Genomic DNA, 18057 nt, shown 5'->3' with positions numbered 1-18057 from the left:
GCGTACCGAATATATGAAGAAGATAATTTTAGTAGCCTTTTTAACGTTAACTGCTTTTGCAGGCGCTTATGCGCAACGTTTTGCTTATGTTGATTCGGAGTATATATTAAAGCACATGCCCGAATATGCTTCATCACAAAAGCAATTAGCTGCATTATCTGATCAGTGGCAGAAAGAAGTTGATGGCCGTTTTCAGGAAATCGACCGCCTGTATAAAGCTTATCAGGCCGATCAGGTACTGATGACCCCTGATATGAAAAAACGCCGTGAGGCCGAAATTGTTGATAAAGAAAAGGCCGCGAAAGATTTTCAACGCCAGAAGTTTGGTCCGGATGGTGAGCTTTCGCAAAGAAGCACAGCGCTGATTAAACCAATTCAGGATAGGGTGTCTAAAGCTGTACAAGCAATTGCTGAAGGCGATAACCTGGATATGATTTTTGATAAAAACAGCGAGGTTATTATGTTATATGCTAATCCGCGATATGATAAAAGCGCGGATGTTATAACCAGATTAGGACTAAAACCCGGGGTATTTGCTAAATAATTTGAATAAAAATAAATCGAACTATTATTTAAACACAGAAAAAGGAAAATGAAAAAACTATTTAAAGTTGCCTTAGTTGCAGTAGGTTTGTTATTTGCGGGCAGCTTTGCAAATGCTCAGACTAAGATCGGCCACATCAACTTCAATCAGCTGATTGATATGATGCCCGAAACTAAAACTGTAACTGCTTCGATACAGGCTTATCAAAAAACATTTATTGATCAGCTTACTACAATGAATAATGAATACCAGACAAAAGGCCAGGACTACCAGTCAAAAAGGGCAAGCATGACCGATGCTGTACGTACTGCTAAAGAAAACGAGCTTACCGATATTCAAAAACGTATGAATGATTACCAAAACAATGCCCAACAACAGGTTGATGCTAAAAGGCAGGAATTAGGTAAACCGCTTATTGATAAGGCTACCCAGGCAGTACAGGCTGTAGCTAAAGAAAAAGGCTATGCTTATGTATTAGATTCATCACAGATCACCTTATTGGTATCACCTGATGCTGATGACCTGATGGCAGCTGTGAAATTAAAATTAGGCTTGAAATAAGAAATACAAAAGACATACAAAAAGCGCCCTGATTAAACGGGACGCTTTTTTTATGTTTGCCATTTAAATTACACATTGCTATTTTAGCCGGGGTAAGGGGTAGCGTCAAATGTTCCTGTTCATTGTAAGCTCTCCCGGCGTTAGTTCATGAGTAATTTGTTGATACACGTTACAAAAACAAACAGATAATTATTATCCATTATTAAACACAGGACACAAAACAAAATGAAAAAACTATTTAAAGTCGCCTTAGTTGCAGCAGGTATGTTGTTCGTGGGTAGTTTCGCTAAAGCGCAAACAAAAATAGGTTATGTTAATTTTAGCCAGGTTATTGACCAGATGCCTGAAACTAAAACTGTTTCTACAACATTACAGGCCTATCAAAAAACATTCATTGATCAGTTAACTACTATGAACAATGAGTTACAAACCAAGGGTGCCGATCTGGAAAAAAACGGTTCAACTTTGACAGATGCTGCCCGTTCGGCAAAAACTTCTGAATTGCAGGATATTCAGAAACGTATGAACGATTACCAAAACAACGCACAGCAACAAGTTGATGCTAAAAAACAAGAATTAGGCAAACCTATTATCGATAAAGTTAGCCAGGCTGTACAAGCGGTAGCTAAAGAAAAAGGTTACGCTTATGTATTGGATTCATCACAGGTTAGCATGATCGTATCTCCTGCAGGTGACGACCTGATGGCTGCCGTGAAATTGAAATTGGGTTTAAAATAAAATCACCTTTAAGTAAATTATACAAAAGCGCCCCGTAATTACGGGGCGCTTTTTTTATGTTTGTATATGTCAAATCAACCAATTGGTATTTTTGATTCGGGTTATGGCGGGCTAACAGTGTTCCGTTCTATCATTGAACAATTGCCTGGCTATGATTATATTTATATGGGCGATAATGCCCGTGCTCCCTATGGTAACCGCTCATTCAGCACCATACACCAGTATACCTGGGAATGTGTGCAGTGGATGTTTGACCAGGGATGCCCCTTAGTGATCCTGGCGTGTAATACGGCATCGGCCAAGGCATTACGTACCATCCAGCAGCAGGACCTTAAACAGATAGATGATCCGTCGAAAAGGGTATTGGGCGTCATCCGCCCTACGGCCGAGGTTATTGGCGATTATACTAAAACCAAAGAGATTGGAGTGCTTGGTACAAAGGGCACTGTTCAGTCTGGCTCATACCTGCTGGAGATCCAGAATTTTTTCCCCGACATAAAAGTTTACCAGCAGGCCTGTCCGCTTTGGGTGCCGCTAATTGAAAACGGGGAATACGATAAACCCGGCGCGGATTTTTTTGTGCAGCTGTACCTGGATCAAATCATGGCACAATCGCCCAACATCGATACGATTTTATTGGCTTGCACGCATTATCCCATTATCCAGGAAAAAATTAAAGCGCATCTACCCGAAGGGATTAATGTTATAGGGCAGGGCGATATAGTGGCTAAAAGCCTTGTTAGTTATTTAAACCGCCATCCCGAAATTGAGCAAAAGCTTAGCCGGCACGGCGAAAATAAGTTTTATACCACTACCGATGATACAGCCGATTTCGACCATCATGCTTCGCTGTTCTTCTCGGCCCCGGTAAAATCAACGTTTATATCGGCAAATGATTTGGTGAAGTGTTGATTCCCACACGTCATTGCGAGGTACGAAGCAATCGCGAACTTTACAGAGGCTCTACATATCGGCTCTCTATTTTGGGGATTGCTTCGTACCTCGCAATGACGTCGCGACGAAACCCCGCATGTTACGTAGAAGGCACAAGTCAGCCACGCTAATCCCATCACACAAGACTTGCGCTAAAAAACGAGATTAAACCATCCACCTAATCAACCCAATCAACCATTCACCTGATAAACCCTATCAACTTAATATATAATTTAATCATTCTAAATAACTCAACATTTAGTAAGTTTGCACCCTTAAGCAAATATTCCTGTTGAACTATTATTTTACATATTTTATTGCAGCAATCGGGTTGTTCAGTTTTTCGGCCTTTTTCGCTTTATTCGGTGTATATGCCGAGCGTAAAATATCGGCGTTTATACAAGACAGGCTTGGCCCAACGGAAACAGGAAAATATGGTTCGCTGCAAACGCTGGCCGATATTTTAAAAATGCTCCAGAAGGAGCTGATCATCCCGGCTGCTGCCGATAGATGGTTGTTTACGTTGGCTCCGGCGGTAATATTCATTGCCGTATACCTCGGTTTCGCTGCGCTACCCTGGGCTCCCGGACTTATTCCTTCAAAAACAAACATTGGTCTGTATTACATCTTCGCCATTATCTCCATTGAAACATTGGGGATCCTAATGGCGGGCTGGGGATCAAATAACAAATATTCTATATTGGGTGCCATGCGCTCGGCAGCACAGATCATTTCGTATGAGATCCCTGCCGGTTTTGCTATTATAGCTGTTGTGATGATAGCACAAACGCTGGATTTGCAGGTGATTTCGGCCCAGCAGGGGATCCTGGCGACAGAAAAAGTTAAATTCGCTGGTTTTTGGGACGTATCTCAAATAGGCGGTTTTTTTAGCTGGAATGTTTTCAGGGCACCGCATTTGCTCATCGCATTCGTAATTTATTTCATAGCTTCATTAGCCGAAAGTAACCGGGCTCCGTTTGATATTCCGGAGGCAGAATCTGAATTGGTAGCCGGTTTCCATACCGAGTTTACGGGTATCCGCTTCGCGCTGGTATTTTTGGCCGAATATTCGATGATGTTCCTGGTATCCATGATAGCAGTAATATTGTTTTTAGGTGCCTGGAATACGCCATTGCCTAACATAGGCGGCGTTAAACTGGCAACCTGGACAACCGGGGTAGCCTGGGGGATATTATGGGTGGTAATAAAAACATTGGGCCTGGTGGGTGTTCAGATGTGGATCAGGTGGACATTACCCCGCTTGCGGGTTGACCAGCTCATGAACCTTTGCTGGAAGGTATTGACCCCGGCGGCTTTCGCTTGTATGCTGATATCGGGCGTGTGGAGGTTGTGGTTAATGTGATTTTTGATTTCGGATGTTCGATTTCGGATTTGGAAAAGTTGAAATATAGAATTTATTAAAATATAAAATAACGGATTTAACGGAGAGAAAGGCAATATCCTGGTAATCCTAAAATCCTAAAAATCATGGTTCAGAAAGTAATAAAAGCGTTTACAACGGCGTGGAAAGGTTTAAGCCTTACCATCCGGCATCTCTTTGCGGGTAACGGCAAAAGGGAGATTGTAACCGTGAGCGATAGTAATTACTTTAAGCAACTGGAGCATGGCACAAATACCATCCAATATCCTAAGCAACAACTGCCGGTACCCGAAGTGGGCCGGTATCAGTTGGATGTGGAAATGGATGACTGTATAGTGTGCGATTTGTGCGCCAAGGTTTGCCCGGTTAATTGTATTGATATTGAATCGATCAAGGCTACGGAAGCTATCGGCCAAACATCCGACGGTACAACCAAGCGTTTATATGCTGCCAAGTTTGATATTGATATGGCCAAGTGTATGTATTGCGGTTTGTGTACTATTGTGTGCCCAACCGAGTGCATCACCATGACCAACCAGTATGATAAAACCGTTTTTCAGCTAAGCGATCTGGTTTACCAGTTTTCGGATATGACGCCCGAAGATGCCGGGGAAAAGCGTGCACTTTTTGATAAGCAACAAGCCGAAAAGCAGGCTGCCAAATTAGCCGCCATGAAACAAAAGGAGGGCGGGGCATGACCTTGATCCGTGTGTTGTTTTATGCAATGAGTTTTATTGCCATTGGCTCGGCGCTATATGCTGCTTTAAGTAAAAACCTGGTCAGGAGTATTTTTATATTTTTTGTGACCTTGTTTGCATTAGCTGGCTTGTATGTAATTGCCCTTGCCGACTTTGTTGCCGTAACGCAAGTGGTAATTTATGTGGGAGGCATTTTGGTATTAATCCTTTTTGCGTTTATGCTTTCTGGGCGCGAAACGCTAAATGTGATAGAGCAACGCAAAGGTAAATTCATTAATATGGCTAAGGTACCGGCAGTTATACTGGCTGTATTGTTTTTAGCGGTGATTGTAAACATTATCCTCAAAGCCGATGCAGATAAACTGCCCTGGGTAAAGCAATCTATCACGCAGCAAAATGAAATAACGCCAACATCATCAACCATTGATAATATAGGCGTTAACCTCATGACCACTTACCTATTGCCCTTTGAGGCCATCTCTGTTTTATTGCTGATGGCTTTGGTAGGCGCGGCACATTTATCACGTAAGGAGGGCAGGGCATGATCACGTTAACCGATTTTTTACTGGTAGGTGCCTTGCTGTTTTGTACGGGCATGTACATGATCGTATCCAAACGCAACTCCATACAAGTATTAATAGGTATTGAGCTGATGCTGAACGCTGCCATTTTAAACCTGGTAGCCTTTGGTAAATATGATAAGCTAAATAACGGCGGCCAGGTATTCGCGCTGTTTGCCATTGTGCTGGCGGCGGCTACAACGGCCGTGGCATTGGCTATCATCCTGAATGTTTACCGGAGGTATAAAACCATTGACCCGGATGAGATTAAAAATTTGAGGGATTAAATATGAGAAAACTTTTGTTTATTTTCTTTCTGGTCGCTTTAATTCCGGTCATTGCATGTGCTCAAGCTGCTGACACCTTTGTAAGTACATTAAGAAAACAGATCAATACTACTTTACTTTCCCGATCTATGATATTTGGCGGGATATTGCTTAAAGGGGATCTGGATAGCACATCGCTTACATTTATAAATCCGAGTGATACTTTGTTACGTAATGAGCAGTTTAGCCACTTTCGAGATAGTAGTTATAAATATGTAGTTGACGGAAAGCAATCGGATAGGAATTTCAGGGGTTTGAAATTGAAAGATGTTCATAGTGTTGAATTTATAAAACAAAAAACTGACTCAATAATTAACGCCCCGACGAGCTTCAAACTAATAATTGTTACGACCCGGGACTATGCTGTAAAACAATATAAACAGAAAATCGCCGCGCTTTCAAAGGAATATGAATCGTATCTTGAAAAACATCATAATGATGATAGTTCGTTAATATACATAATAAATGGGCGTGAATATAAATCAATGACGTCTGTACGAATCGAACAATTATACATTATTCTTTCACAGAAGGCGACTTACAATGAGTTTAGTTTATATTATGTAATGGAGCATGATTCTATACCGCCCTCAGTAGAAATAAAAGCAAAATAGATAATTGAACACCGCATTACAATATACCGATACCATCATCAGCTACACCATTGCAGCTATGGCATTGCCTTTGTTTGCTGCTTTGATCAACTTTTGCCTGCCGGTAAAAAGTAAAGCGGCGGGCTGGATTTCAACACTGGCCATTTTGGTGGGTTGCGTATTATCAGCCATTGTGTTTGCAAGGGTGTGGAACCAACAACCGCTGCACACCCAAAAACTATGGTTTACCATTGGCAACACCAAAGTCTTTGCAGGCATCCTGCTTAATAATCTGTCAGCGCTGATGTTGCTGCTGGTATCGCTGATTGCCTTGCCTGTTCACATCTATTCCACTGCTTACATGAAGCACGACAATAGATACAGTCGATACTTTACTTACCTCAGCTTCTTTTGTTTCAGTATGCTTGGTTTGGTGATTGTAGATAGCCTGGTGCTGTTCTATGCTTTCTGGGAGTTGGTAGGTTTTTCATCATACCTGCTTATCGGTTTCTGGTTCACTAAGGATAAAGCCGTACAGGCCAATAAAAAAGCCTTTATCATGAACCGCATCGGCGATATCGGTTTGCTAAGTGCTATCATTATCCTATTTGCCCAGTTCCATACGTTCGATATTGCTACGCTTTTCATTAATGATAACCTGGTATTTAAATCGGCTATTCATGATGGTTTGTGGATCTCTGCCTCAGGGCAGATTCCTGCTGTATGGCAATACGTGGCCTGCATTGGTGTATTTATGGCTGTTGCGGCCAAATCGGCACAATTCCCGTTGCATACCTGGCTACCTGATGCCATGGAAGGGCCGACTTCGGTTTCGGCACTGATCCACGCGGCTACTATGGTGGCTGCCGGTGTATTTTTGCTGGGCAGGGTTTATCCTTTGTTTACCGATACGGAGTTAACGGTTCTTGCTATAATAGGTTGCTTTACCGCTTTCATGGCCGCCACTATTGCGCTTACGCAAAACGATTTAAAACGGGTGCTTGCTTACTCAACCATATCGCAATTGGGTTATATGATCCTTGCGATGGGGGTTGGGGCTTATGGCTCTTCGCTATTCCATTTGGCTACGCACGCCTTCTTTAAATGTTTACTGTTTTTGGTGGCTGGGGTTGTGATTCACGAAATGCAGCATATCAGGGAGGAAAATAACCTGGATATCGACCCGCAAAATATTCAGTACATGGGTGGCTTGCGTAAAAAGCTGCCATTAACTTTTATTGTGGCAATTGTTGGTTCACTGGCGCTTATAGGTATTCCGCTTACTTCGGGCTATCTTTCAAAAGATGGCATCCTGATCCAGGCTTTTGAATGGAGCGAGGGTAGAAGTGCATGGCTTAAACTGATCCCTGCCGGCGCTTTATTTACCAGCTGGCTTACCGCTTTCTATGTATCAAGGCTGATAGTGAAGGTGTTTTTCGGAGAGTTTCGTCTGTTGAAACATCACCCTGAAATTAAACTACACATCAGCGATGGTGGCTGGCAGTATCGTGTGCCTTTGATATTACTGGCGGTTTGCAGTTTGTTCCCCTTATTTTCGCTTAATCCATTCTTTTATGAAAAGGCCTGGCTATTTGAAAGCTTAAAGCCTGCCGAATTTATGGCCCGCGAAAACATCTACCACACCATTATCCCGATTGGGGTAAATATATTGAGTGTATTTGTAATGTATGCCGCTTATGCCATCTGCGTAAAACAAAATACGTTTTCGTTTCCGCAAACAGGCTTCTTTTACCGCTTATCCTATAACCAGTGGTATTTGGATAAGATCTATAAGAAAGTGATTGTAAAACCAGTACTTGGCCTGGGCAAAACCTGTTTTTGGTTTGATAGGAATATCATTGACGGGCTGATCCATTTAATTGAAAGGCTGAGCAGGAAGGTGGCAGACCTTACCGCCTGGTGCGATAAATATATTGTCGACGGATTTTTGCATTTAATGGCTGCATTAGTGCAAAGTATTGGCAATTTTGCACGTAAGTTTCAAAACGGCAAGGTGCAGTATTACCTGTATAGTATGCTGCTCATTGTGTTGGTACTCTTTATTTTAAAAATACTGATCTGAATTTAATGAACCTACTAACCCTACTCATATTTATACCTGTACTGTTTGCGTTGGTGATCGTATTGCTGCCATCGTCGGTTCGGGGGAGTTTTAAATATATTACCCTGCTGGCTACGCTTTTGCAGCTGGGTATCAGCATCGCGATCTACCTTAACTTTAAAACAGGTGCGGCAACGGCAGGTATTAACCATGAAGACCAGTTTCAGTTTGTACAGAAACTGCCATGGATTGCCCTTAACCTGGGCAGCATGGGCAAAATGCAGATAGATTATTTTGTAGGGATAGATGGCATTTCGGTAACCCTATTGGTAATGTCGGCACTGGTGATGGTGGTTGCTACGCTGGCCTCCTGGGAAATCAAGAGCAATCTCAAAGGTTTCTTCCTTTTGTTTTTACTGTTGGATATGGCCGTGATGGGTGTATTCTGCGCTTTGGATTTCTTCCTGTTTTACCTGTTTTATGAGCTCATGTTACTGCCGCTCTATTTCCTGATCGGAATGTGGGGCGGTGTACGCCGGGAGTATGCGGCCATCAAGTTTTTCTTGTATACCCTGTTTGGTTCAGTATTTATGTTACTGGTGATGGTAGGTTTATACCTATCAGTAAATGACCCGGCTACAGGTAGCCATACTTTCAATATTATCCAGATGATGAACCCTGCCAATTATACCCAAGGTTCGGTATTTTCAGTGGCGGCACATCAAACTATATTGGGGATGCCTGCGCGTACGGTTGGTTTTGTGGTATTGTTTATTGCATTTGCCATCAAAGTACCGGTTGTGCCTTTACATACCTGGTTGCCCGATGCGCACGTTGAAGCGCCTACACCGGTATCTATCATTCTTGCCGGTGTGCTTCTTAAAATAGGCGGTTACGGCATCATCCGCATCTGTCTGGGAATTTTCCCGGAGATAGCTTCTTCCGGCGCTTTCTGGCTTGGGTTGATTGGGGTTGTTTCGATATTATATGGCGCCTGCAATGCGCTGGCCCAGCGCGATCTGAAAAGGATGATCGCATACTCTTCCGTATCGCACATGGGTTTTGTGCTGCTGGGCATTGCCTCGCAAACTGCCGAAGGTGTAAGCGGCGCGGTAATGCAGATGGTAAGCCATGGCTTTTTATCATCAATGCTGTTCTTTTTGGTGGGCGTGGTTTATAACCGCGTGCACGACAGGGATATTTATCATTTCCGCGGGTTGGGCACTCAGATGCCTCAATATACAGCCTTTGTTATGGTGGCTTTCTTTGCCTCACTGGGGCTGCCGGGCTTTTCGGCATTTGTGGCCGAAGCATTTACACTGGCGGGTACATTTAAATCGCCAACGGTTAACGGTTTGCTGCCATACTGGATGGCTGTTTGCGGTTCGGTAGGGATCCTGTTGGGAGCGGCTTATTTCCTGTGGACGCTGCAGCGCATGTTCTTCGGAAAAGTATCACTTAAAGGTGGCGAGGTTTGGAAAATAGCACTTACCGATGTAAGCATCCGCGAAAAGCTGGCGCTGATACCACTTGCCGCTGCAGCATTGGCTTTAGGTTTGATGCCGTCGTTGGTGTTTGGAAAAATCAATGATTCGGTATTGGCATTGATACAGTTTTTACAGGCTAAATAAAAAAATAGTGTTTCAACATAAATTCATTTATGGAAAAGTGCATACACCTGCATCTTTTATTTACGCTGCCCCCGGCAACCCGGGCATAAGCAAAATAACAGATGGTATGTATTTAACCGAAGGAATTATGTTTAAAAAATTATCTATCGCAGCAGCATTGCTTTTTATCGCTGCAGCAACAAGGGCCGATGAAGGCCAGAAGGTAGCCTCCAAAGTTCAGAAAGTAACCGTGTTTTTGAACGGGGCGCAGGTAAGTCGTACAGCGTTAGTCAATATCAGTCCAGGCACATCAACGCTGGTGTTTGAAAACTTGTCGCCTGGAATTGATGTGCAGAGTATCCAGGTAAATGCAGGCGGCGATTTTACCATTCTTTCGGTTAATCACGAACTTGATTTTGCCGATAATGACATCAGGCAAAAAAACATACAGGCTATTGAGGCGAAGGTAAAACTGGTAAGAAACAAAATAGCCTTGCAAAATAACATGCTCTCTATTTACCAGGAAGAAGCTAATACACTGGCTAAAAACCCGGTGAGCAACGGTACTAATGTTGCGCTGGATCCGATCAGACTGAAACAGACACTCGACTTTCAGACAGCTCGCTTAAACGAGATCAAAAAGAATCAGCAAGCCGTAAATGATCAGATAGATTTGTTTAACGACGAGCTGGAAGATTATAATAAACAAATTGCAGAGATTAATAAAGCAGGTGTTAAAACAACCAGTAATGTTTTGGTCACCGTATCGGCAAAAGTAGCCTTGCAGGCAAATTTTACTTTAAGTTATCTGGTGCGAAACGCCAGCTGGTTCCCTACCTACGATATCCGTGCTAAAAATGTGAACAGTCCAATAACTATCGTTTACAAAGCCAACGTGTCGCAAAAAACGGGTGAGGACTGGAAAAGCGCTAAGCTTACCTTATCAACCGGTAACCCAAGCGTAAATGGGGCGAAGCCCGAACTTACGCCTACCTATCTTAACTTCGGTATGTACTATTCAGGTACTGGTGTTCCAATAACTAAAGTAATGGGTAGAATAGTGAGCAGGGATGATAACAGCTCCGTCCCTGGTGTAAGCATCAGGGTAAAAGGTACATCAATAGGGGCCGTAAGTGATGCCGGTGGAAATTACAGCATCCAGATACCTAACGCCAATGCTGTGCTTACTTATAGTTTTATTGGATATGAAACATTAGAAAGGCAGGCCAATGCGCCAATGATCAATGTGTCGCTAAAGTCGGTTTCAAACCAATTGAATGAAGTTGTTGTAATTGGTTATGGTGAAGTTGAACATAAAAAGGATTTGACCGGTGCTGTTGCGAGAATACAAGATAAAAATATAATTAACACGGTTCCTATCGAAGTAAAAAAAGAAGAGAACCAAACCAATATTGAGTTTAACATCGCTAACCCTTATACGGTACCAAGTGATGGCAAACAGTATGCGGTTGAAATTAGCCAATATAATATTGATGCTACTTATCAATATTACGTGGCGCCAAAATTGAGTACCGATGTATTCCTTACCGCGCAGCTTACCAACTGGAATAAATACAGTTTTCTTTCGGGCGAGGCCAACCTGTTTTTTGAAGGAACATACATTGGCAAGTCGCTGATTAATACCGATGCTACTACCGATACACTGAACCTATCGTTAGGTACCGATAAAAATATTGTTGTTACCCGTACGCTGGAGAAAGGTTTGGCCATGCGCCAGTCATCAGGTTCAAACCAAAAGGAAACCCGTAACTGGCTTATCGACGTAAAAAACAGGAAAAGCCAGTCGGTTAATTTATTGGTTGAAGACCAGGTACCGGTTTCACAAAATAAAGATATCGAAGTAGAGGCGCAGGAAACATCTGGCGCAAAACCTGATGTAACAACAGGCAAGGTTTCATGGAATTTCATGTTAAATTCGCTCGATGAAAAGAAGGTGAAACTAAAATACCAGGTTAAATACCCCAAAAATCAATCAGTAATAGTACAATAAAAATATAAATGCACGATCTGCTTCCCCATATATCAGTTCAGTTAACCAATGTTTTTGGCAGTATACCTTATTTTATGCCCGAAATTTATTTAACCGGGCTGTTTTTGGTAGTGCTGATAACCGACCTGATATTTGGGCGCAGATCTGTAAAGCTTTGTAAAATAGTAGCCTGCGCCGGCTTGCTGCTGGTGTTGTTTAAAGACCTGCAGCAGGTAGCCCTGATCCTTGACGGCGATCATGTTATTTTTGGCAGTATGTTACTGCTGCGCCGGTCGGCGGTATTTTTCAAGATCATTATCGATCTGCTTTCATTCATTCTTCTGTTAAATTTTACCTGGGATGACAAGCTGAAGGCGCATCCAAAAGGGTTATCAGACCTGTATACCATTTCCATAGCATCTATTTTAGGGCTGCATTTAATGGCTATGGCCATTAACCTGCTCTCGGTTTATCTTGCCATCGAGATGGTATCCATAGCATCATACCTGATGGTGGCTTACCGGTCTGAAACTGCTTTAAGTACCGAAGCCGGTTTAAAGTACGTGCTTTTTGGCGCGGCATCATCGGCTGTCATGCTATACGGGATCTCGTTATTATACGGCTTCAGTGGCTCGCTGGATCTGCCGGGTATTGTAGCCCAGTTGCCCAATGTTAACCCGGTGAGTGCTTCATTTGCTTTAGTACTGGTGATGATTGGCATAGGGTTTAAATTATCATTTATGCCGATGCATTTTTGGGTACCCGATGTTTACCAGGGAGCGCCCACGCCGGTTACCGCATACCTGTCAACGGTACCTAAAATAGCAGCCTTTGCATTGCTGGTAAATGTGATGCCTTTGTTCCTGTTTTCGGCCGACTGGAAGGGGATTGATTTTAGCATTGTTTTATCAGCCATTGGTATCATCACCATGATAGCCGGAAATTTTGCAGCCGTTTTGCAAAGTAATGTAAAAAGGATGCTGGCTTATTCAAGCATTGGCCATACCGGTTTTGCTTTAATGGCGGTGGTTACGTTTAATTTACAGGGCTTATCATCATTAACCTATTACCTGGCCGTTTATGCGTTGGCCAATATCGGGGCGCTGGCACTGGCATCGTACTTCAGCAATATTGTGAATGCCGAAGAGGTGGAAGCTTACAAAGGGCTGGGCTTAAAATACCCTGTAGCTTCGGTTTGTTTTGTAATTATCCTCATTTCTTTAACGGGGATCCCGGTGACGGCGGGATTTACGGGTAAGCTGTTTGTGTTTTCGGCGGCTTACAGCGTCTATGAGCAAACACACAGTAGCTGGCTGTTGGCGCTGATGATAACGGGCGCTATAACCACGGTGGTATCGTTGTTTTATTACCTTAAAATTCCTTTGTATTTATTTCTGAAAAGAACAGAAAATGCTGAAGTTGCCAGTGAAAGATCTTATAATTTACTGGTTTTAGCTACTGTTGTTAGTTTTCTGCTTGTTTTATTAGGCATTTTCCCCAATTCTATCCTGAAATATCTGTAGTTGATGTTTTTTTCAACAAAAGTTAATTAGTTTCTTTTGTTTTTAGAAAAAATCATACCTTTCGTGCTGATTTAAAACATATTTTTTCTGAATACATGAAGAGGTATTTCCCTTTTTTCCTGATCTTAATTATACTTTCGCTTACTTTCGTTTTTCCGTCGGTCGATTTTAAGAATTCCGGTCATCCCAATTTTAATACGGGCGATATAGCCTGGATGCTGATGTCGACGGCGCTGGTTTTGATCATGACACCCGGTCTCGCGTTTTTTTACGGGGGAATGGTTAATAAGAAGAACGTGATTTCCACCATGCTGCAAAGCATCATTTGTATGGTGATCATTACGGTAATGTGGGGCATCTTTGGATTTAGCTTAGCCTTCGGCGATAGCTTTTATGGCCTTATCGGTAACCCCGGAACTTATTTCATGATGAAAGGCATGTTAGGTAACGCCACCTGGAAAGCCGCGCCAACCATTCCGTTACTGCTTTTCGCTATGTATCAGTTAAAATTCGCCATTATTACCCCGGCGCTTATCACCGGTGCATTTGCCGAACGTATCCGTTTTAACTCGTACATTATTTTCCTGGTGCTGTTTTCTATTTTCATATTCTCGCCGCTGGCGCATTGCACCTGGCACCCGGATGGCATATTAGCCAAATTTGGTGTGCTTGACTTTGCAGGAGGTACAGTAGTGCACATGTCGGCCGGATGGGCTGCTTTGGCATCGGCTTTATATTTAAAACGCCGTAATGAGGCTAATCATTCTCCTGCGCGGATTACCTATGTAATGATAGGGACGGGCTTGTTGTGGTTTGGTTGGTTTGGTTTCAATGCCGGTTCGGCTTTTGGCGCAAACGCTTTGGCGGTTACCGCTTTGGCTACCAGTACAACTGCCTCGGCTGCTGCCGGTGTTACCTGGATCTTTTTTGATATGCTGCTTGGCCGCAAGCCATCTGCAATGGGTACTTGTATTGGCGCTGTTGTTGGTTTGGTGGCTATTACACCTGCCGCCGGCTTTGTATCGGTGCCGCACTCGCTGGCTATCGGTATCATATCGGCTGTGGTGAGTAACCTGGTTGTGGAATGGCGTACCCGTACTTCTATTGATGACACGCTTGATGTATTCCCTTGCCACGGGGTTGGCGGTATGGTGGGGATGTTGTTAACCGGCGTATTTGCCAGTCAGCATGTAAATGCTAATAATACAACAGGCAACGGCTTGTTTTTTGGCGAGACACACCTGTTCCTCGTACAGTTGGTAGCATTGGTGTGCGTATCGATATTCGCATTCTTTGGGTCATTATTATTGTTAAAAATCACCGACATGATCTCGCCTTTAAGGGTATCGGCCGAAGAAGAAGAACAAGGTCTTGATATCAGCCAGCACGGCGAAAAATTATAATCACGTATTTCCAACCAATCCAATAAATCTAATGAAATTCCCGGCCGCAAGGCCGGGTTTTTTGTTTTAAGGGGTAATTGAAAATATTAACGCGGGTTTAAGCGTGACGAAAAAAAACTCTCAGATCTCCTCTTAAGAAGGGCGGGGAGGGGAGAGTCTTTTTTTACGCCCTGGTATAATAAAGCAAAGCCGCACCACAGGCAAATGGTTTACAATTCATCAACTTTAACTCTAAGTCATTTTTTAAAGGGTTAAAGGTTTGTTGTCCGTTACCAATCTCAGCAGGGTTTACAAGCAAATAAAACTCATCAACCAAATCATGTTGAATTAAGGATGATACAAACGAATCTCCCCCATAAACAAGGATGTCTTTACCATTTTTCTTTTTCAATGTTTCTATCGCCTCCTTTATGTCGCCGCTTATAATTGTTGTATTGTCCCATGGTCTTACTTTGAGGGTGTTTGAAAAAACAGCATTTGGAATATCCGCGAAACGCCTTCCAAGCTTGTATTCAGCGTCATTAGGGTTGTTTGCTATTGCTGTCCAATAGGGAATAAAACCTTCAGCTGTTTTTCGTCCATGTAAAATACAGTCCACATTCTTAAGATTATCGATACTGAAATCAGACATTCCGCTGTCCCATTTATTGTTGAGTGCAAGGTTCATTTGTAATTTTAACTTTCTCATGCCGATCCGTTTTAGGGTAAATTGATATTACAAAGTTACAGGCGCAGCGGCTGCAGAATAAGGCATGATCACGACATTATACCGTTATGATTGCGACATTTTAGCAGTATTCGTCCCGCGTTCGTTTGCAACGAGGGCTTAACCTGCGTTAGCGTTTATAATGCCGCGGAGGATACAGTTGTCCTGCAATAAGCACTTGTTGCAAATGAGCGAAAAGGGAAAAAATAAGCCCCTCTTTGCGGAGCAAAGAGGGGCAACACATGTAGTTATGTAGGGGACGTTAATACATAATGGTTAGCCCTACGCAAAAACTTTCTTACCCATACCTTCAACCGCTTTATGCGTAACCGGGTCAACCCTTTTTATGTGGATATTATTAACCGGTTTTACCACCAGCGGGATCTTTTCAATGCGTGTTTCACTGGTATCAAGCCCAAAAGCCTTAGCTTCTGACTGGGCCAGTTTTTTAATGGCAAAATAGCTGTTGAGGATAAAGCTCTCCGATACATTGAACACGTTATTATACGACAGGAATTTCTCCATGATCACAAACCTGAAATCGGCAGCCATATTGTGTTGTTTTAATGATGGGTAATTGCTGGAGATATCAATCTCGCCACGTTCAACCATATCTTCAACTACTTTACGGAACAATACGTTTACCCGCGGCTGGATCCTGAAGCCCAAACGGAATTCTACGCGGATGACTTTGCCCGGCTCAATTTGGTCAACACTGTACTCCATAGTATATGGCTCGTCGGTGCGTTCAATGTGCACAAACCAATAGGTATCGGCACGTTTAGGACGGCGGCTCATGATGGAGTAGATGATCTTTTCTTCAATCTGTTTGCCATTATTGGCTTTGGTAAGATAGATCAGGTGCGTAGCGTATTTGTTTATGGTAGTATCATTGCTCAGCGCGTTTAGTAAAGGCAGTTTCTCCTTGATATCGGTAAAATGAAGGAAGCGGTTATTGATTTTACGGGCCTTAAACCAGGTGTACATCGTAAAGATCAGACCAACTTCAAATCCCACAAAAAACAAACGTTTTAGTATTTTAACCGCGTTAGCTACAAAAAAGGAGAATTCGACGGTTACAAATAAGCACAGGATAATGGTAACCAGCCATACAGGCCAGTGCTTTACATAGCGCATAAAGTAATACATTAAAATGGTAGTGCTAAGCATAGCAATGGTGATGCTGAAGCCGTAAGCAGCCGTCATTGCGCTTGAGGTGCGGAAATAGAGCGATACCAGGATACAACCAATACACAATATCCAGTTAATGCTTGGAATATAGATCTGCCCGCGGATATTTGACGGGTATTTGATGGTGATCCTTGGCCAAAAATTCATGCTTACCGCCTCACTGATGAGTGTAAATGAACCACTGATCAAAGCCTGGCTGGCAATAATGGTTGCCAGTGTTGCCAAAGCTATCGCGGGCAGCAGAAAGAAATGAGGAACAATTTCGAAAAAAGGGTTAACGCCGGTAAAGTTTTTACCCGGTGCTTGTGACAGCACCCAGGCGCCCTGCCCCAGGTAGTTTAATATCAGGGTTGTTTTCACAAAGATCCAGCTTACCTGGATATTGCGCCTGCCGCAATGGCCCAGGTCGGAGTATAGGGCTTCGGCACCAGTGGTACATAAAAATACCGCGCCTAACAACCAGAAACCTTTAGGGTGGTCCATCAGTAAATGGGCGCCATAATAAGGGTTAAGAGCTTTAAAGATAGAGGGAAAATGTGTTATTTGTATAGTGCCCAATACACCCAGCATAATAAACCACAGCAGCATAACCGGCCCGAATGCGGAACCGACCACCTTGGTGCCAAACTGCTGAAAAAAGAACAGCAATAAAATGATGCTAATTACAATAATGAGGATCAGGTTATTGCCGGGAACAATAACGGTTGAAAATGCCGGTACTAAATTTAGGCCCTCAATGGCCGAGGTTACAGAGATGGGTGGGGTAATGATACCATCGGCAAGCAAAGTACCTGCGCCAATTATAGCTGGGATTGCCAGCCATTTACCGTAACGCCTTACCAGTGCATATAATGAAAAAATACCGCCCTCGCCTTTGTTATCAGCCTGCAGCGTAATAACGATATACTTGAATGTGGTTTGCAGTGTGAGTGTCCAGAAGATACAGGAGATAGAGCCTAATACCAGCGCGGGGTTTACCTTACCGCCTTCAACCAACAGGGTTTGAAAAACATAAAGGGGAGAAGTACCGATATCGCCAAAAATAATACCGAGGGTAACGATCATACCCGCGAAAGTGAGTTGCTTAACGTGCGAATTCATGAAGTGTATAAATTGTTAGGGGAAAAGAGGGGATGATACCAGCTGCAATGAAGGAACTTATTGTCCGTTTTGTAAATTTTGCTGTAGCAGCGATAAACAATGCCATCGTAAATTTATTTTGTATTGTGAGGCCGCAT

16 protein-coding genes are annotated in these 18057 nt (G+C 43.0%); 14 read left to right on the top strand and 2 right to left on the bottom strand.

Annotated features, from left to right (window positions below):
• Positions 1–13 precede the first annotated feature (13 nt).
• From ACP26M_RS15960 to ACP26M_RS15895, 14 genes are all read left to right on the top strand, one after another.
• Positions 14–544 carry an OmpH family outer membrane protein gene (locus ACP26M_RS15960; protein WP_090532069.1) on the top strand — a complete coding sequence of 177 codons (531 nt, stop codon included), beginning with the start codon at positions 14–16 and terminating at the stop codon, positions 542–544.
• Positions 545–592: 48 nt separating this feature from the next.
• Positions 593–1105 carry an OmpH family outer membrane protein gene (locus ACP26M_RS15955; RefSeq protein WP_090531918.1) on the top strand — a complete coding sequence of 171 codons (513 nt, stop codon included), beginning with the start codon at positions 593–595 and terminating at the stop codon, positions 1103–1105.
• Between the two features lie 225 nt (positions 1106–1330).
• Positions 1331–1843 carry an OmpH family outer membrane protein gene (locus ACP26M_RS15950; RefSeq protein ID WP_090531916.1) on the top strand — a complete coding sequence of 171 codons (513 nt, stop codon included), beginning with the start codon at positions 1331–1333 and terminating at the stop codon, positions 1841–1843.
• A gap of 66 nt (positions 1844–1909) precedes the next feature.
• Positions 1910–2755 carry a glutamate racemase gene (gene murI / locus ACP26M_RS15945; protein ID WP_426581367.1) on the top strand — a complete coding sequence of 282 codons (846 nt, stop codon included), beginning with the start codon at positions 1910–1912 and terminating at the stop codon, positions 2753–2755.
• 313 nt (positions 2756–3068) lie between these two features.
• Positions 3069–4139 carry a complex I subunit 1/NuoH family protein gene (locus tag ACP26M_RS15940; protein WP_426581365.1) on the top strand — a complete coding sequence of 357 codons (1071 nt, stop codon included), beginning with the start codon at positions 3069–3071 and terminating at the stop codon, positions 4137–4139.
• A 125-nt stretch (positions 4140–4264) separates the two neighbouring features.
• Positions 4265–4855 (top strand): 4Fe-4S binding protein, encoded by a 591-nt coding sequence (locus ACP26M_RS15935; RefSeq protein ID WP_426581363.1) that lies wholly within the window; start codon positions 4265–4267, stop codon positions 4853–4855.
• Positions 4852–5400, top strand: a complete 549-nt coding sequence (locus ACP26M_RS15930; protein WP_426581361.1) for an NADH-quinone oxidoreductase subunit J family protein — start codon at positions 4852–4854, stop codon at positions 5398–5400. Before ACP26M_RS15935 ends, ACP26M_RS15930 begins: the two co-directional genes overlap by 4 nt.
• The gene (gene nuoK, locus ACP26M_RS15925; protein WP_091222011.1) at positions 5397–5702 is read left to right on the top strand and encodes an NADH-quinone oxidoreductase subunit NuoK; all 306 of its coding nucleotides are present in this window, start codon (positions 5397–5399) and stop codon (positions 5700–5702) included. The genes ACP26M_RS15930 and nuoK overlap by 4 nt, the downstream gene beginning before the upstream one ends.
• A 2-nt stretch (positions 5703–5704) precedes the next feature.
• On the top strand, positions 5705–6355 hold the full coding sequence (locus ACP26M_RS15920) for a hypothetical protein (protein ID WP_426581359.1): 651 nt from the start codon (positions 5705–5707) through the stop codon (positions 6353–6355).
• A gap of 4 nt (positions 6356–6359) precedes the next feature.
• Positions 6360–8417 carry an NADH-quinone oxidoreductase subunit L gene (gene nuoL / locus ACP26M_RS15915; protein WP_426581357.1) on the top strand — a complete coding sequence of 686 codons (2058 nt, stop codon included), beginning with the start codon at positions 6360–6362 and terminating at the stop codon, positions 8415–8417.
• Positions 8418–8422: 5 nt separating this feature from the next.
• Positions 8423–10027 carry a complex I subunit 4 family protein gene (locus tag ACP26M_RS15910; protein ID WP_426581354.1) on the top strand — a complete coding sequence of 535 codons (1605 nt, stop codon included), beginning with the start codon at positions 8423–8425 and terminating at the stop codon, positions 10025–10027.
• Between the two features lie 7 nt (positions 10028–10034).
• Complete coding sequence (locus ACP26M_RS15905; RefSeq protein ID WP_426581352.1) at positions 10035–12017, top strand: mucoidy inhibitor MuiA family protein; 1983 nt, start codon at positions 10035–10037, stop codon at positions 12015–12017.
• Between the two features lie 8 nt (positions 12018–12025).
• On the top strand, positions 12026–13519 hold the full coding sequence (locus tag ACP26M_RS15900; RefSeq protein WP_426581350.1) for an NADH-quinone oxidoreductase subunit N: 1494 nt from the start codon (positions 12026–12028) through the stop codon (positions 13517–13519).
• A gap of 95 nt (positions 13520–13614) precedes the next feature.
• Positions 13615–14922, top strand: a complete 1308-nt coding sequence (locus ACP26M_RS15895) for an ammonium transporter (RefSeq protein ID WP_373614920.1) — start codon at positions 13615–13617, stop codon at positions 14920–14922.
• A gap of 163 nt (positions 14923–15085) precedes the next feature.
• On the opposite strand, the gene ACP26M_RS15890 is transcribed toward ACP26M_RS15895, so the two are convergent.
• Together ACP26M_RS15890 and ACP26M_RS15885 are read right to left on the bottom strand one after the other, a co-directional pair.
• Complete coding sequence (locus tag ACP26M_RS15890) at positions 15086–15610, bottom strand: dihydrofolate reductase family protein (RefSeq protein WP_426581347.1); 525 nt, start codon at positions 15608–15610, stop codon at positions 15086–15088.
• Between the two features lie 300 nt (positions 15611–15910).
• Positions 15911–17920, bottom strand: a complete 2010-nt coding sequence (locus ACP26M_RS15885) for a KUP/HAK/KT family potassium transporter (protein WP_426581345.1) — start codon at positions 17918–17920, stop codon at positions 15911–15913.
• Positions 17921–18057 lie beyond the last annotated feature (137 nt).

It is taken from the genome of Mucilaginibacter sp. R-33 (genome assembly GCF_049949235.1).
Taxonomy (GTDB): domain Bacteria; phylum Bacteroidota; class Bacteroidia; order Sphingobacteriales; family Sphingobacteriaceae; genus Mucilaginibacter.
This window is presented reverse-complemented; position numbering and strand designations above follow the sequence as displayed.

Bases quoted from the DNA above. Each gene is read 5' to 3' on its own strand.
- ACP26M_RS15960 (WP_090532069.1), top strand. From the start codon at position 14: ATGAAGAAGATAATTTTAGTAGCCTTTTTAACGTTAACTGCTTTTGCA.
- ACP26M_RS15955 (WP_090531918.1), top strand. From the start codon at position 593: ATGAAAAAACTATTTAAAGTTGCCTTAGTTGCAGTAGGTTTGTTATTT.
- ACP26M_RS15950 (WP_090531916.1), top strand. From the start codon at position 1,331: ATGAAAAAACTATTTAAAGTCGCCTTAGTTGCAGCAGGTATGTTGTTC.
- murI (WP_426581367.1), top strand. From the start codon at position 1,910: ATGTCAAATCAACCAATTGGTATTTTTGATTCGGGTTATGGCGGGCTA.
- ACP26M_RS15935 (WP_426581363.1), top strand. From the start codon at position 4,265: ATGGTTCAGAAAGTAATAAAAGCGTTTACAACGGCGTGGAAAGGTTTA.
- ACP26M_RS15930 (WP_426581361.1), top strand. From the start codon at position 4,852: ATGACCTTGATCCGTGTGTTGTTTTATGCAATGAGTTTTATTGCCATT.
- nuoK (WP_091222011.1), top strand. From the start codon at position 5,397: ATGATCACGTTAACCGATTTTTTACTGGTAGGTGCCTTGCTGTTTTGT.
- ACP26M_RS15920 (WP_426581359.1), top strand. From the start codon at position 5,705: ATGAGAAAACTTTTGTTTATTTTCTTTCTGGTCGCTTTAATTCCGGTC.
- ACP26M_RS15910 (WP_426581354.1), top strand. From the start codon at position 8,423: ATGAACCTACTAACCCTACTCATATTTATACCTGTACTGTTTGCGTTG.
- ACP26M_RS15900 (WP_426581350.1), top strand. From the start codon at position 12,026: ATGCACGATCTGCTTCCCCATATATCAGTTCAGTTAACCAATGTTTTT.
- ACP26M_RS15895 (WP_373614920.1), top strand. From the start codon at position 13,615: ATGAAGAGGTATTTCCCTTTTTTCCTGATCTTAATTATACTTTCGCTT.
- ACP26M_RS15890 (WP_426581347.1), bottom strand. From the start codon at position 15,610: ATGAGAAAGTTAAAATTACAAATGAACCTTGCACTCAACAATAAATGG.
- ACP26M_RS15885 (WP_426581345.1), bottom strand. From the start codon at position 17,920: ATGAATTCGCACGTTAAGCAACTCACTTTCGCGGGTATGATCGTTACC.